This window comes from Candidatus Hadarchaeales archaeon, assembly GCA_038736355.1.
Classification (GTDB): Archaea; Hadarchaeota; Hadarchaeia; order Hadarchaeales; family WYZ-LMO6; genus WYZ-LMO6.
In genome coordinates this window covers 319,755-333,567 of the sequence record JAVYML010000003.1, presented here as the reverse complement: position 1 = coordinate 333,567, position 13,813 = coordinate 319,755, and the positions used below count along the sequence as shown (strand labels likewise).

The 13,813-nt window shown below is 56.5% G+C and carries 14 protein-coding genes; 7 read left to right on the top strand and 7 right to left on the bottom strand.

The annotated features are described in order from the left end of the window. Window positions 1-3: 3 nt before the first annotated feature. Genes QXG22_06660 through QXG22_06640 form a run of 5 tightly spaced genes read right to left on the bottom strand, consistent with a single transcriptional unit; the run spans window position 4 to window position 4,651 of the window. The gene (locus tag QXG22_06660) at window positions 4-1,338 is read right to left on the bottom strand and encodes an FAD-dependent oxidoreductase (GenBank protein MEM0359662.1); all 1,335 of its coding nucleotides are present in this window, start codon (window positions 1,336-1,338) and stop codon (window positions 4-6) included. After that, window positions 1,328-2,410 (bottom strand): NAD(P)H-hydrate epimerase, encoded by a 1,083-nt coding sequence (locus QXG22_06655; protein ID MEM0359661.1) that lies wholly within the window; start codon window positions 2,408-2,410, stop codon window positions 1,328-1,330. The genes QXG22_06660 and QXG22_06655 overlap by 11 nt, the downstream gene beginning before the upstream one ends. Further along, complete coding sequence (locus tag QXG22_06650; protein ID MEM0359660.1) at window positions 2,394-3,233, bottom strand: ARMT1-like domain-containing protein; 840 nt, start codon at window positions 3,231-3,233, stop codon at window positions 2,394-2,396. Before QXG22_06650 ends, QXG22_06655 begins: the two co-directional genes overlap by 17 nt. Beyond that, window positions 3,230-3,541, bottom strand: a complete 312-nt coding sequence (locus tag QXG22_06645; protein MEM0359659.1) for an MTH1187 family thiamine-binding protein — start codon at window positions 3,539-3,541, stop codon at window positions 3,230-3,232. Before QXG22_06645 ends, QXG22_06650 begins: the two co-directional genes overlap by 4 nt. A gap of 39 nt (window positions 3,542-3,580) precedes the next feature. Continuing rightward, window positions 3,581-4,651 carry a Coenzyme F420 hydrogenase/dehydrogenase, beta subunit C-terminal domain gene (locus tag QXG22_06640; GenBank protein MEM0359658.1) on the bottom strand — a complete coding sequence of 357 codons (1,071 nt, stop codon included), beginning with the start codon at window positions 4,649-4,651 and terminating at the stop codon, window positions 3,581-3,583. An 83-nt stretch (window positions 4,652-4,734) separates the two neighbouring features. On the opposite strand from QXG22_06640, the gene QXG22_06635 reads away from it, so the two are divergent. After that, window positions 4,735-6,096: an MFS transporter gene (locus tag QXG22_06635; protein MEM0359657.1), complete on the top strand. Its 1,362-nt coding sequence runs from the start codon at window positions 4,735-4,737 to the stop codon at window positions 6,094-6,096. Here QXG22_06635 and QXG22_06630 read toward each other — a convergent pair. Further along, the gene (locus QXG22_06630; GenBank protein ID MEM0359656.1) at window positions 6,085-7,026 is read right to left on the bottom strand and encodes a hypothetical protein; all 942 of its coding nucleotides are present in this window, start codon (window positions 7,024-7,026) and stop codon (window positions 6,085-6,087) included. The two genes, QXG22_06635 and QXG22_06630, sit on opposite strands and share 12 nt — an antisense overlap. 6 nt (window positions 7,027-7,032) lie before the next feature. Next, window positions 7,033-7,866, bottom strand: coding sequence for a F420-dependent methylenetetrahydromethanopterin dehydrogenase (locus QXG22_06625; GenBank protein ID MEM0359655.1), 834 nt, complete (start codon window positions 7,864-7,866; stop codon window positions 7,033-7,035). Between the two features lie 59 nt (window positions 7,867-7,925). Between QXG22_06625 and QXG22_06620 the strand changes: the two genes are divergently transcribed. The 6 genes from QXG22_06620 to mch are packed head-to-tail and all read left to right on the top strand — an operon-like array spanning window position 7,926 to window position 13,802. Then, window positions 7,926-8,318 (top strand): molybdopterin dinucleotide binding domain-containing protein, encoded by a 393-nt coding sequence (locus QXG22_06620; GenBank protein MEM0359654.1) that lies wholly within the window; start codon window positions 7,926-7,928, stop codon window positions 8,316-8,318. Continuing rightward, on the top strand, window positions 8,305-9,564 hold the full coding sequence (locus tag QXG22_06615) for a formylmethanofuran dehydrogenase subunit B (GenBank protein ID MEM0359653.1): 1,260 nt from the start codon (window positions 8,305-8,307) through the stop codon (window positions 9,562-9,564). Before QXG22_06620 ends, QXG22_06615 begins: the two co-directional genes overlap by 14 nt. Continuing rightward, a complete protein-coding gene (locus QXG22_06610) occupies window positions 9,561-11,177 on the top strand; it encodes a formylmethanofuran dehydrogenase subunit A (GenBank protein MEM0359652.1) in 1,617 nt (538 codons plus the stop codon). The genes QXG22_06615 and QXG22_06610 overlap by 4 nt, the downstream gene beginning before the upstream one ends. Next, on the top strand, window positions 11,174-12,055 hold the full coding sequence (gene fhcD / locus QXG22_06605) for a formylmethanofuran--tetrahydromethanopterin N-formyltransferase (protein MEM0359651.1): 882 nt from the start codon (window positions 11,174-11,176) through the stop codon (window positions 12,053-12,055). Before QXG22_06610 ends, fhcD begins: the two co-directional genes overlap by 4 nt. Continuing rightward, a complete protein-coding gene (locus tag QXG22_06600) occupies window positions 12,052-12,870 on the top strand; it encodes a formylmethanofuran dehydrogenase subunit C (protein ID MEM0359650.1) in 819 nt (272 codons plus the stop codon). Before fhcD ends, QXG22_06600 begins: the two co-directional genes overlap by 4 nt. Next, window positions 12,849-13,802 carry a methenyltetrahydromethanopterin cyclohydrolase gene (gene mch, locus QXG22_06595; GenBank protein MEM0359649.1) on the top strand — a complete coding sequence of 318 codons (954 nt, stop codon included), beginning with the start codon at window positions 12,849-12,851 and terminating at the stop codon, window positions 13,800-13,802. Before QXG22_06600 ends, mch begins: the two co-directional genes overlap by 22 nt. The last annotated feature ends 11 nt before the right edge of the window (window positions 13,803-13,813 follow it).

Below are 13,813 nucleotides of genomic sequence, written 5' to 3'. Positions count from 1 at the left end.
CTTCTAAAAATGCATTCTATCCATCACCTCTTCCGCGGCCTGGTGGAGGGAATGGGCTACGGGAGAGGGGGTGAGGAGGGGATGGGTGCCGTGCTGGAGGAGGGAGAGATCTTCCACCTTGGCCCTTTGGAGAAGGTAGGCGCCGAGGAGGTTGATGAGTTCCGCCGTTTCCCTCCCCCCCACCACCTGTCCTCCGAGGAGCAGACCTGTTCCTTCTTCGCACACTAGCTTGACCTTCAGGGTGGAGGCCCCGGGAAGATGTTTGGGATGTCTGGTGGAGGAAGAGGCCCTTCCCACCAGGACACGGAAGCCCTCCCTTTTTGCCATTTCTTCCGTCAAACCCGTGGAGGCAAAGACGGTTTCACCCACCGTGGTCAGGAAAGTTCCTATCACCCCAGGATTTTTCCTTCGGTTATGGAAGGGGTTGGAGCCGGCAATTCTCCCCTCCAAGGCCCCGATGGAGGCGAGCATGAGTTTAACGGGTTTACCGGTAAAAAAAGACCTCTTCTCCGCGCAGTCCCCACAGGCGAGGATGTGGGGATCGGAGGTACGTTGGTATTCGTCCACCGCGATTCCACCCGTGGGGCCGAGGACCAATCCACCTTCCCTCGCCAGTTTTACTTCAGGGGAGAGACCGGTGGAAACCACCACCATGTCGGCGGATAGTTCCTCCCCGCTCTCCAGCCTTACTCCTTCGGCCTCTTCCTTTCCCATCACCTCTTTCACCCTTTTTCCCGTGAGGATCTCTACCCCCCTTTCCCTCAAGACCCTCTCCACTTCCATGCTCACCTCTTCATCGAAGCCCGAGGAAAGACAGCGGGGCAGGAGCTCCACCACTTTCACTTTTTTCCCAGCTTTGGCCAATTCTTCCGCCAGCTCCACTCCCACGAAGCCTCCCCCCACGATTACCACTTCCCCCGCCTTCCGGAGGGAGGCCCTCATCTTCTCCACGTATTCCAGTTCCTTCCTCATCACGAAGACCCTTTCCTTCTCCCCTCCGGGGAAGGGGGGAGGGAGGGGAAGGGAACCCGTGGCCAAAATGAGGCGCTGGTACCTCACTTCCCCCTCCGAGGTTAGGAGTTTTTGTTCCTCCCTCTTCAGGGAAGTGACCTCGGCGATCAGGAGCTCCACCCCAACCTTCGAGAGGACCTCATCGGAGATGAGGGCCTTGAGGGGGGAGTCAAGGGTGTGGAAGAGATAGGGGAGGGAACAGGGAACAAGAGCCTTTTCCTCCCTCCTCACGACGGCAATGTTTTTATCCGGATGTCTGCGGGCGGCGGTGAGGGCAGCGGCTATCCCGCTGGAGCTTCCACCCACCACGACGATGTCAAAGTTCATCCTCCCACCTCAGGAGGAAACCTTCCCTCCGGAGGAGGGTGGCCGTCACACCCTCCCTACCGCAGGAGGGACTCCTTTCCTTCAGCAGTGCCTCCCTTATCCCCAGGATCTCGGCTACCTTCAGAACTTCCTTTGCCCCCCTCTTCATTTCCTCCGTCACATCCCTTCCCCCCTCCGTCAGGACCTTGGCCTTTCCCTCCCACACCTCTTCACCCTTCCCGGTCAACTTCATGGGTTCTCTGGGAATACCCAATCCTCCCAGCACCTCCGGACAGATGGGAACCATCATCCTTCTTCCCACCAGTCCCCTCACCTTTGGCTCCTCCTTTTCCTTCCCGTCCCACCTGCATCTCACACCAAGCAAACAGGCACTCACCAGGCAGGCGGGTTCTGGGGAGGGAGGAGGGGGGAGGGAGCCCAGCGCCATTTTTTCCGCTTCAGGAGGGATACCTATTCCCTCCACCAAGAGGTTACCCGTGTAATGGGGGGCCTTGGGGAGTCCCTTCTTCATCCTGTGGAAGGTCAGGGTGAAGGTGGCCTTTACGGCCTCCCCGCATATCTCTCCCGTGGAAGGGTCGAGGCCTGTGGGAGTATCCACGGCCACCACCGGAAGACCGGACCGATTGATCCATCTTACGGCCGAAAGGTAGGGTTCCCTCAGGCTTCCCCTCACTCCCGTTCCGAGCATGGCATCCACTATCACTTCCCACCCCTTTCCCTCCCTCTTCTCCAGCTCCTCCAGGAGGATCTTCTCCACGCTTTCCATCTTCCTCACCACTTCCCAATTCAGACGGGCCTCTGGGGTCCTGATCTTGGAAGGATCCCCCACCATCACCACTCCCACCTTCACACCATAGGAGGCTAGATGCCTGGCCGCCACCAAACCATCTCCCCCATTGTTTCCTGTTCCGCAGAAGATGAGCACCCTTCTCTTTCCAAAGGTTCTGAGGATGAACTTGGCTACCGAGCTTCCCGCATTTTCCATCAGGAGAAGCCTGGGAACTCCAAACTTTTCCGTCTCCTCATCCAACCTCCCCATTTCCTCGGAATCGATTTCACCCAAATCTCTCACCCTTTACCACCAGGTCTCCCACCTTTCCCCCGAGTCTCTTGGCTACTACGGGGCACTTTATCATGAGGAGGTAGAAGAGGTTGGCTCCCGTTCCTTCCAGGGTCTCGTAATTTCCCTGGCCCTTGCTCACCACCACTTCCGCCTTCTTCAGGAACTCTGCCTGAGAAGGGGTGTAGATGGTTTCGGGATCGAGTTCTATTTCCAAGATTTCCGCCAGTTCTTGGATGCCCGCAAACTCCGCATCTTCCCTGGAGGCATCGTTGAGAAGGGGATCCTTTTTCACCACATAAATCACATGCTTGTTTTGGAGGGTTTCTATCAGAAGCCTGTCGAAGAGGACCTCCCCCGCATTGTCGGCAAGATAGAGCACGGTTTTGCTCTTCTTCAGCTCTTCCCTGAGGAACTCCACATGATTTGTCTTGAAATCCTTGGCCATCACCTCCGAGACCACCCTCCTGAGATCGAAAACCATACCTGGACCCACATCTATCACGTTTCCCGCTATGGCTAGCTTTACGGCAGTTAGGAAACCGTCTTGGGAGTTTTCCACCATCCTCCTGAGCTCCGGATACATCTCCTTGGCGAGAAGGTTGAAGTTCCTCTTCACCTCCCTGTAGGGATCGGCGTTACCCGTGATCCTCTTCACTTCCTCGTGCACCTTCAAACAGACCTGTGGTGGAGAGCTCTCGGGAGATACTTCCCTCAAAATCCTGAGGACTTCCCTCACCACTTCTCTCCTCTTCCCTTCCTCTTCCGTGGCTAGGCAGGCGGCTTCCACTGCCTGCCTCAAGAGGCAGGGAAAACACTCCAAATCCATCTTCATGTCCTACCTTCCTCCAGCCTCTTCCTGACGGCCTCCACCTTGCCCTCGAGGGAGAGGGGTTTGTCCCTCCTCTCATCCACCTTGAGGGTGGTGATCACCCTCTGGGCCCCGGCTTCCAGCACCGCCTCGTGCATTTCCCTCACGGCTTCTAGGATTTCACCCAGTTCTCCCTCCACGAGGGTGCCCATGGCCGTTACTTGATATTTGAGCCCCCTCTTCCTCAGCACTTCCACGGCTTTGGCCACGTAATCACTGAGGGAGGGACTCCCCGTTCCCAAGGGAAGGACGGAAATCTCGGCCACTACCATGTTTCCCGAAACTTTTCTCGGTCAATCAAAAAAGCTTGTTTAGGGAGAAGGAGACTTGCCCTCTTCCTTCCTTTTTTCCCTTTCCTTTTCCGCACTCGTCCTCTTCACCCCAGCCACCTTCTTCACTCCCTCTATTCCGGGCTTGAAGTCGGCTAGGGGCTTGATTTCGGCCTTTCCGGAGCGGCGCAGGATTTCCAAGGCTTCTTCACCCCGCTGGGTCCTGACGAGAACGGTGGACCTGCCCAAGGGTGAACCCACCGCACCCACCGAGAGGTCGGCCAGCTCGGAAGTGAAGTCGGTGCAAAGGAAGCAGGAAGGATTGACGCAATCGTGAAGGGCCTTCACTTCAATTTCCCTGCTTTCGCCGTTTTTCAGCCTGCAGATGAACTTGCCCTTCTTTATGTCGAACTTCGCCACCTCCTCGAAACTTACCCCCATCCTCTCCTTCAGGAACTCACCCAGTTTCGAATGGTCGAAGGATTCCATACAGAAGAGACCGATCACCAACCAGATCTTTTCCCCCAGCTTTGGGTAGGGAAGTTCCCCCCTCTGTATTTTCCTGACCGCTTTCACCTGGCAGGGTACGCCCACCACGGTCAGGCGCTGGAAGCCGTCGGCATTCTTTAAGGGAAGGAAGAGGGGACCGCGCGTATACTTCGTGCCGGCCGCTTCCAGGATTTCTTCCCTCGTTTTTGCCAGTCTGGCTTCGGGTTTCCAGGGTTCCTTGCCCACTCCCATCAGCAGGGCTCCATCGATGTGGCCTCCCTCGAGCAGGGAGAGGAGGAGGGAGGAAACCGCCCCCCCATCCTGACATCTCTTCAGAACCTCCTCATCGGTCGAGCGTACGGAAAGGGCTTCCTTGAAGCTGCCCACGGAAGGATCGCATTGGGCTCCGGTTAAGGGCTCGAACAGGGATTTGGAGGTGGGGGTTTGGGGACAAACGGAGTAGCAAAGACCACAGGAAGTGCACTTCCCTAAAATCTTGGGTTCCCTTTCGAAACCCAGCACGCCCGGCTCACAGGAAACCACACAAGCTGCACATCCGGCACAAAACCCTGCCCTCACCACCTCCTTGAGGAGATGGCCGAAGACCTTGGGCTTCGCTTCCATGAGTTCACCCGGATTTAACGGCTAATTGAAACACACCCGATATTTAACTTTTATCTAGCCGGTCTTTCTCAGGAAGGTGAAGCATGCGCCTGGGCCTGCTGGCGACGGTGGCGGCCGCCTCCTTCCTTACCCCCTTCTTGGGTTCTTCCGTTAACCTCGCCCTCCCCTCCCTTCAGAGGGAATTCCAGGTGGATGCGGTCCTCTTGGGCTGGGTCAACACTTCCTTCCTCCTCAGTTCTGCGGCCCTCCTCCTTCCCTTCGGAAGATTGGCGGACCTCAAAGGTAGGAAAAAATTCTTCCTGGTAGGGCTCGCCCTTCTCTTTTTCTCCACCCTTTTCTCTTCCCTTTCCCCCTCCTTTCCCTTCTTCCTCTCCTCGAGGGTACTTCAGGGAGTGGGAAGCGCAATGGTGTTGTCCACGACCGTGGCCCTCCTCTCCTCGGCCTTTCCCGAGGAGAGGGGAAGGGTTTTGGGAATAAACACGGCTGCCGTTTATTCGGGGCTCCTCTTGGGTCCCTTTTTGGGAGGAATCATGACCCAGAGCCTTGGATGGAGGAGCCTCTTCTTCTTCTCTTCCCTCCTCTCCCTTTCCATCCTCCTCCTTTCCCTCAGGTTGGAGGAGGAGGCCGGAAGCAAGGGAAGTTTTGACCTCCCCAGCTCCCTCGCTTACGTGGTTACGCTCGTCCTCCTCATCTATGGACTTTCCTCCCTCCCTTCCCCTCTCGGTTTTTCCTCCCTCTTCCTCGGCTCTCTCTTCCTCCTCCTCTTCCTTTTCCTCGAAAGGATCAGAAAGGAACCCATGATAAACCCCCTCCTCTTCAGGGACAATAGGGTTTTCCTCTTTTCCAACTTGGCAGCCCTCATCAACTACAGCGCTACCTATGCCGTAACCTTTCTCCTGAGTCTTTACCTCCAACATCCCCGTTCCCTCTCCGCGGGTGAAGCGGGAACGGTTATGATGGTACAGCCCCTCCTTCAAACCCTCCTTTCTCCCCTCGCTGGAAAATGGTCGGACAGGGTGGAGCCGCAGCTAGTAGCCTCCCTGGGAATGGGCCTCACCTCCCTTGGACTCTTTTCCCTCATCTTCTTGGGAGGAGAAACTCCTCTGCTCCAAGTAATACTCAGTCTTTCCCTTTTGGGACTGGGATTCGCCCTCTTCTCTTCCCCCAACACCAATGCGGTGATGAGTTCCGTGGAAAGGGAGTTCTACGGTGTTGCTTCTGCCACCCTGGGAACGATGAGGCAGGTGGGACAAACCATGAGCATGGGAATAACCACCATGGTCCTCTCCCTGAGCTTGGGAAGGAAGAAGCTTGAGCCCGAGGTCTATCCCTCCTTCATGGATACGGCCAGAGTCCTCTTCCTCCTCTTCTCCCTCCTCTGTTTCCTCGGAATCTTCTTCTCCCTGGCTAGGGGGAAGGTGCATTCGAAGGATTCAGCGCCTTAAAAATCTGGCCCCTTTGTTGTCCACTCCCGAGCTGAAGACTTTTCCCCCTCCCCTTTTTTCCAAAAACCTTTCGACCTTTTCCTCCAAGGCTTTGGCCCTTTCTTCCCCACCCACCAGACCGTAAACTGCTGGTCCCCAAGAGCTCTGCCCTCCCCCCACCGCTCCTTCCTCCAGCATGAACTCTATCGTTTCTTCGAGGAGGGGACTTCCAAAGATTCCCCCCTGCACTTCTTTGAAATAGCCTCCCACCACCCGCTGAAGCTCGGTGAGGGAGGAACCAAAGGCCAAAAGGTCCCTTTCCACCAAGGCCGGAAGCATCTTCATCAAGACAAGCCTGCAAGCCCTTCCCACTTCTTCCGGGGGAGGGGAGATCCTCTCGAAGACCTTCCGTTCCTCCCTCTCATCCAAACCCCTTGAGGGGGGAAGGGCCACCACGAACTTCCATTCCTCTGGGAAGGGGGAGTGGAAGAGAAGGGGCGGAAGACCACCCTCCTTTTTTCTTCCCCCTTCCAGCACGAAACCGCCCCGTTTGAAGAGATGGGTTCCCACTCCCGAAAACCATCCCCTCCCCATCACTTCGCTCACTTCCTCCACCGAAAGCTTGGATCCGAAGAGCTTGACCAGTCCCATCCCCACCGCCAAGGAGAGCTGGGTGGTGGAGCCCAGTCCGGAATGTTCGGGAATACTTTCCAAGATTTCTATCCTCGCCCCCCTCTCTCCCAGCCTTCTCAAGAGGGGGGAGAGCTTCTCCCTGGCGGTTTTGGCCGAGGGTCCAGAAATTTCTAAAGAGGAGGAGGGGGAAATCCTCACCCTCACCCTCGGTTTCAGTAGGGCAACCCCCAAACCACCGTAAATCCTTCCATTCCTTCCCGAGGGATCGAGGATTCCCAGATGCAATCTCGATGGGGCACTTACCAAAATCTCTTTCAAGTCCCCTTAACCTGGTTTTTCCATCAATTTCCTCTTGGAGAGCAGTTTGCCGTCGTCGGCATGGGGCCTCCTCAGGAGGGAGTCCGTGGCCTTTTCCAGTTCCCTAGCTTCACCCGCCAACTTCGCCGCGGTTTCCATCATTTCATGGGAGGAAGCCACCGTGGGAACATACTCCTTCATCTCCTTCATCTTGAAGCATCCCTCCACCGAAAGATCCGCCACCTTCTTGGCCATCTCGTAGGCAGCCATGGCCTTGGCCAGCGCATACGGGTTCTGGAAACCCGCCGCTTCCACCGCCTTTTGCCTCGTGATCACCACCCTGGGCAAATAGGGTGAACCCTTCTTTATCCCCTCTATGGCCTTTTCCACTTCCTCACAGATCACGTTGAAGGCACCCGTGGCGGCTAGGACCTTTATTACGTTGGCGTTGAAGAGGGCCATCTCGGCCGGATCCAGGAATTCCCTTCTCGCCCCTATCATGGCATCGGCCTCGATCAGCAGGTAGCCCATTCCCTCCTTTTCCAGGTCCGGAACCGCTTTCTTCCCGGGGGCATCCCCTATCACTATCACGGGCTTCCCCGCCCCAGCCACTATTCTCCTGGCAGCGGTTGGTCCGGGCAGGGCAGGATTGGGGCTCACGATCAGGACTAGGTGGGGATTGAACTCCAAAATCTTCTGGGCGCATTCCTTACAATCCTCTTCCTGCATTTTGGGACCCGATCCGACTATCCTGAAGTCGATGTCCTCCCTTTCCGCCCTCTCATCCAAGAGGAGATCTATCATGGTGGAGGTGCCTATGTTCCCTACTTTCACCACTCCTATCCTCACCTTTGAAAACATCGGCCAAAATGAGATGGGAAAACATTTAAATTTTTGGGGAAAGGAAAGAGAAGGTTTCCTTGGAAGTCTTTCTGAACACCGGTAGAACGGTGGACCAAGGCGTGAGCATGGAGAAGGGGAAAACCTCTCCGGAATATTCTGAGAAAGTGGCAGTGGTCTTTGTCCATCCGGAGGATGCCAGTCTCATAGGGGTGAAGGAGGGGGAGACGGTCAGGGTGAGCACGGAGTTCGGTTCCGTGGTGGTGAGATGCGTTTTTGGTAATACGGAGAGGGGAACGGTTTTCATGCCGATGGGTCCCTGGGCCAACTTCCTTACCAGTCCCCTCACGGAGGGAACGGGCATGCCTTCCCTGAAGGGCTTGAAGGCCCGCCTTACGAAGGCCCCGGGGGAGAAGCCCACCCCCCTGGAGGAATTGGTGAAGAGATGGAGGGGTGAGCTTGGTTCTGTATAAGGGCGTGGTCTGTCCCTTCTGCGGTTGCCTTTGCGACGATCTGGAAGTGGAAGTGGAGGATGGAAAAATCCTTTCCACGAAGAACGCTTGCCCCGTTTCCAGATCGAAGTTCCTTTCCCATGCCGAGGACAGGGCCAAGCCCATGGTGGATGGGAGGGAAGTAAGGGTGGAGGAAGCCATAGAGGAAGCCGCCCGCATCCTCAGGGAGGCAGATTTCCCCCTCATTTACGGTTTGAGCTCCACGGAGGCGGAGGCCCAGAGGCTCGCCGTCAGGCTCGCCGAGCTGACGGGTGCCAGCCTGGACAATACCTCTTCCACCTGTCATGGACCCACGGTCTTGGCAGCTCAAGAATGTGGGGCGGTCAAATGTACCCTCGGCGAGGTTAAGAACAGAGCGGATCTAGTGGTCTTCTGGGGCTGTAATCCGGCAGAGGCCCACATCCGCCATCCCGTGAGGTATTCCATTACCCCCCTGGGGATGTACAGGCAGGGGAAGAAGGAGAGGTTCACGGTTCACGTGGACGTGAGGGAAACCAGGACTTCGAAGATGGTGAACCAATTCATCAGGGTAAAGGAAGGAAAGGATTACGAACTCCTTTCCGCCCTGAGGGCGGCCGTGAGGGGGTATGAGGTGAAGGAGGCGGCGGGAGTACCGGGGGAGAAGATAAAGGAGCTGGCGGAGCGGATGAAGGGGTGTAAGTTCGGCATCATCTTCTTCGGGATGGGTCTCACCATGTCGAAGGGCAAAAACCTCAACATAGATGCAGCCCTCCGTCTGGTGAGGGATCTGAACGATTACACGAAGTTCCTCATCATGCCCATGAGGGGCCACTTCAACGTCGCCGGGGCCAATGAGGTACTCACCTGGCTTACCGGTTATCCCTTTGCCATAAATTTCAGCAGGGGTTATCCCGTTTACAATCCCGGAGAATTTTCGGCAGTGGACCTCCTTTACAGGGGGGAGTGTGATGCGGCCCTCATTTTGGCTTCGGATCCTGCGGCCCACTTCCCCGCTGGGGCCGTACGTCATCTCGCTTCCATACCCACCATCGTAATAGATCCCAAGGTGAGTCTGACCACCAAGCTTGCGAAGGTGGTTATTCCTTCCGCCATAGTGGGTATAGAGTGCGACGGAACGGCTTACAGAATGGATGGGATCCCGCTCAGGCTGAAGAAGCTCGTGGCTTCCCCCTATCTGCCGGATAGGGAAATCCTGGAGAAGATCATCGAAAGGGTGGGAGGATGATCATCAAAAACGGAACGGTTTACGATCCCCTCAACGGAATCGAAGGAGAAAAAATGGACCTCTTCATCGAAGATGGGAAAATCGTGGAGGAGGCGAGGGGGGAGGTCATAGACGCCTCCGGAATGATCGTTTTTCCGGGAGGGGTGGATCTCCACAGCCATATCGCCGGGTCCAAGGTGAACCTGGGAAGGTTGATGAGGCCTGAGGATCATCGCAGGGATCCCGTGCCCAGGACGGAGGTGACGAGGAGCGGGACGGGATATACGGTCCCCACCACCTATGTCACGGGTTACAGGTATGCCATTTTGGGTTATACCACCGTGATGGAGGCGGCCATGCCACCCCTCACCGCCAGACACGTACACGAGGAGCTCTGCGATATACCCATGGTGGATAAGGGGGCCTATACCCTGATGGGCAACAACCACTTCGTGATGAAGTACATAGCGGAAGGTAACTGGGAGAAGCTCAGGAATTATGTGGGTTGGCTTCTCAAGGCCACCAAAGGTTATGCCATCAAGCTGGTGAATCCGGGTGGGGTGGAGAATTGGAAGTGGGGTAAGAACGTGGAGGGGTTGGATGATAGGGTGGAGAATTATGGGGTGACTCCCAGGGAGATCATAAAGGGTCTGAGTAGGGTGAACGAGGAACTGGGACTCCCCCATCCCATCCATGTCCATTGTAACAAACTGGGAACGCCGGGGAAATTCGGGATAGTGATCGATACGGTGAAGACGGTGGTGGCCCAGGGGGGAAGGGTCCACATCACCCACATCCAATTCAACTCCTATGGGGGGGAAAATTGGGCCACCCTTTCCTCCGCCGCGCCGGAGGTGGCTAAGGCCATCGATGAATCGCCCAACGCCACCTGTGACTTGGGGCAAGTCATCTTCGGGGAGGCCACTACCATGACTGCGGATGGTCCCTGGCAGTACAACCTCTTCAAGCTCACGGGAAACAAATGGTACAATTCCGACGTGGAGATGGAGGTAGGGGCTGGGATCGTTCCCTATACCTTCAAACCCAAGTCCCTGGTGAATGCCGTCCAATGGACCATAGGTCTGGAAGTAGCCCTTTTGGTGAAGGATCCCTGGAAAGTGGTGCTCACTACCGATCATCCCAACGCCGGACCCTTTTACCATTATCCAAAGGTGATCGAGTGGCTGATGAGCAAGAGGGCTAGGGAGAAAACCCTCTCCGAGATCCACAGGGCAGCCTCCTCCCGCTCCACCCTCCCAAGCTTGGACAGGGAATACTCCCTTTACGAGATAGCCATCGTCACCAGGGCGGGACCTGCCAAGTTGCTCGGCTTGAAGAGAAAGGGACACCTGGGAGTGGGGGCCGATGCGGACGTGGCCATCTACGAATTCAAGGAGGAGGACATCGAGGGTTCCTTCTCCAGGGCCAAATACGTGATCAAGGATGGGGAAGTGGTGGTGAAGGATGGGAAGGTGGTGAAGGAGGTGTGGGGAAGAACCTTCTGGGTGAGTCCCCCCGGCGAACTGCCCGAGGATGCCAAGCAGGACTTCGAGAAATATTACACCGTTTCCCTAGAAAACTATCCCGTTGAGCTGGAGTACCTCCCGAAGAGCGAGGTGATACCTTGCAGGTGAATGGGGTGGAGATAGAAGATACCTTCGCCGAGGCTTTCGGCATGAGGGCTGCGAGGGTAATCGTAACGGCCAAGAACGAGGAGTGGGTGAGAAACGCCGCCCTCACCGCCACGGGCTTTGCCACTTCCGTGATAGCCTGCGGGGCGGAGGCAGGGGTGGAGAGGTGGCTGAGTCCGCAGGAAACCCCCGATGGCAGGCCGGGAGCGAGCCTCCTCCTCTTCGCCATGTCGGAGAAGGATTTGGAGGATCAGCTCCTCCGCAGGATAGGGCAGTGCATCATGACCTGTCCCACCACTTCCTGTTTCAACGGTTTGCAGGGAGAAAAGAGCGTCAAGGTAGGGGCCAAGCTGAGGTTCTTTGGGGATGGCTTCCAGCTCTCCAAGAGGTTGGAGGGAAAAAGGTTCTGGAGGATTCCCGTGATGGAGGGGGAGTTCTTGGTTGAGGAGGAGTTCGGAATAAAGAGGGCGGTGGGAGGGGGGAATTTCCTCATCTTGGGTGAGGATGAGGATTGTACGCTGGAGGCCGCGGAAAGGGCCGTCGAGAGGATAAGGAAGGTGGAAGGGGTGGTGGCCCCCTTCCCCGGCGGGGTGGTGAGGAGTGGGAGTAAGGTGGGTTCCAAGTACAAATTTTTGAGGGCTTCCACCAACACCGAGTACTGTCCCACCCTGAGGCCGTTGGTGAAGAGCAAAGTCCCGGAAGGGGTTAACTGCGTGCTCGAGATAGTGATCAATGGCTTGGATGAGGAGAGTGTGAGGAGGGCGATGAGGGTGGGAATAGAGGGGGCATGTTCGGTTAAGGGTATAAAGAGGATTTCGGCCGGTAACTACGGGGGCAAGCTGGGCAAGTACCTCTTTTACCTGAGGGAGGTGATGAAGTGATCGTTCTCAGACCAAAGGGCCCCTTCAAGGTTCCGGTGGAAGCGGAAATCCTGAGTCCTGAGCACCTGTGTGGTAAGTCGGCGGGGGAAATAGGGAGGATGGAGGTGCTCTACGGAAGGAGGAGGAAAAGGGTGGAGGAGCTCTTCTCGGTGGAGGAGAGGGGGGAGGGGGAGGTCCTGAGGTTGGAGGGTGATTTCGGCAGGGTGAAGCATGTGGGAGCCGGGATGACGAGGGGAAGGATTGAGGTAAAGGGAAAGGTGGGAATGCATTTGGGAAGGGAGATGAAGGGAGGTGAAATCTTCGTGGAGGGGGAAGTGGGTGACTGGATGGGGGCGGAGATGAGTGGCGGGAGGATAGAGGTGAGGGGTAAGGCGGGAAACTTGGTGGGGGCAGCCTATCGTGGATCCAAGGTGGGGATGAAGGGAGGGACGATCATCGTGAGGGGAGAAGCCGGGAGGGAGGTGGGAGAAAAGATGAGGAGGGGAATAATAGTGGTGGAGGGAAGAATGGGAGATTTTGCCGGCGCCCTCATGACGGGAGGAACGATCGTTTGTTTTGGAGAAATGGGTGAGGGGGCGGGAGGAGGAATGGAGAGGGGAACCATCCTGGCTTTCAAGAGACCCCCCCTCCTTCCCACCTTTCAGTACAGCTGTCTCTATCTCCCCTCCTTCCTTCCCCTCCTCCTCCGGTACCTCCAACGCGAGGGATTGCCCGTAAGGGAAGAACATCTAAAAGGGAAATACGAGAGATACGATGGGGATTTAGCCTGTTCTGGAAAGGGTGAAATCTTGGTGTGGAGGGAAGGAACTTGCTGAGCGTGAACAGGAGGGCCCAAAGGATAGTGGAAGAGATGGTGAGGAGGGAAGAGGAGCTGAAGATAAGGGTAAAGAAGTTGGGAAACGGTGCGACGGTAATCGATGCTGGGGTGGAAGTTCCCGGAAGCGTGGAAGCGGGAATAGCCTTCTCGGAGATTTGTATGGGCGGACTGGGAAAAGTGGAAGTGAGGGTGGAAAGAATCCCCTGGGTCTTCGTGAGGACGGACTTTCCCCTCATCTCCTGCATGGCTTCCCAATACGCTGGATGGGCGGTGAAGGTGGAGAAGTACTTCGCCATGGGTTCTGGCCCTGCCAGGGCCTTGGCCAGGGTGGAGAAGCTCTTCGAGGAGCTCGGTTATAAAGATGAGAGTGAGGTGGCGGTGCTCACCCTCGAAACCAGGAAACTCCCGGACGAGAGGGTGGCGGAGGTAGTGGCTCAGCGCTGCGGTGTGAAACCCGAGAACCTTACGTTGGTCGTGGCACCCACGGCCAGTTTGGTTGGGAGCATCCAGATCTCCGCAAGGGTGGTGGAGACGGGAGTCCACAAGCTCCATGAAGTGGGTTTCCCGCTCCAAAAGATCGTGAGCGGGTTGGGTAAGGCCCCCATCGCACCCGTGGCCAAGAACGATCTCGAGGCCATGGGAAAGACCAACGATTGTGTGCTTTACGGTGGGAGAACGGTCTATTTCGTTGAAGCGGAGGACGAGGAGGTGGAGAGGGTGATAGAGCAGGTTCCCTCCAGTTCCTCCAGGGACTACGGAGTCCCCTTCCTAGAACTCTTCGAGAGATACCAGAGGGACTTCTTCAAAATAGATCCTAAACTCTTCTCCCCCGCGGAGATCTTCGTGAACAACCTCAAAACGGGTAGGGTGTTCCACGCGGGTAAGATCAACGAAGAGGTGCTGGAAAAATCTTTGGGCCTCAGGCCTTGATTCCCCTGAGG

Coding starts and splice junctions, on each gene's coding strand:
- QXG22_06660 (MEM0359662.1), bottom strand. CDS start 1,338: ATGAACTTTGACATCGTCGTGGTGGGTGGAAGCTCCAGCGGGATAGCC.
- QXG22_06650 (MEM0359660.1), bottom strand. CDS start 3,233: ATGAAGATGGATTTGGAGTGTTTTCCCTGCCTCTTGAGGCAGGCAGTG.
- QXG22_06645 (MEM0359659.1), bottom strand. CDS start 3,541: ATGGTAGTGGCCGAGATTTCCGTCCTTCCCTTGGGAACGGGGAGTCCC.
- QXG22_06640 (MEM0359658.1), bottom strand. CDS start 4,651: ATGGAAGCGAAGCCCAAGGTCTTCGGCCATCTCCTCAAGGAGGTGGTG.
- QXG22_06635 (MEM0359657.1), top strand. CDS start 4,735: ATGCGCCTGGGCCTGCTGGCGACGGTGGCGGCCGCCTCCTTCCTTACC.
- QXG22_06625 (MEM0359655.1), bottom strand. CDS start 7,866: ATGTTTTCAAAGGTGAGGATAGGAGTGGTGAAAGTAGGGAACATAGGC.
- QXG22_06610 (MEM0359652.1), top strand. CDS start 9,561: ATGATCATCAAAAACGGAACGGTTTACGATCCCCTCAACGGAATCGAA.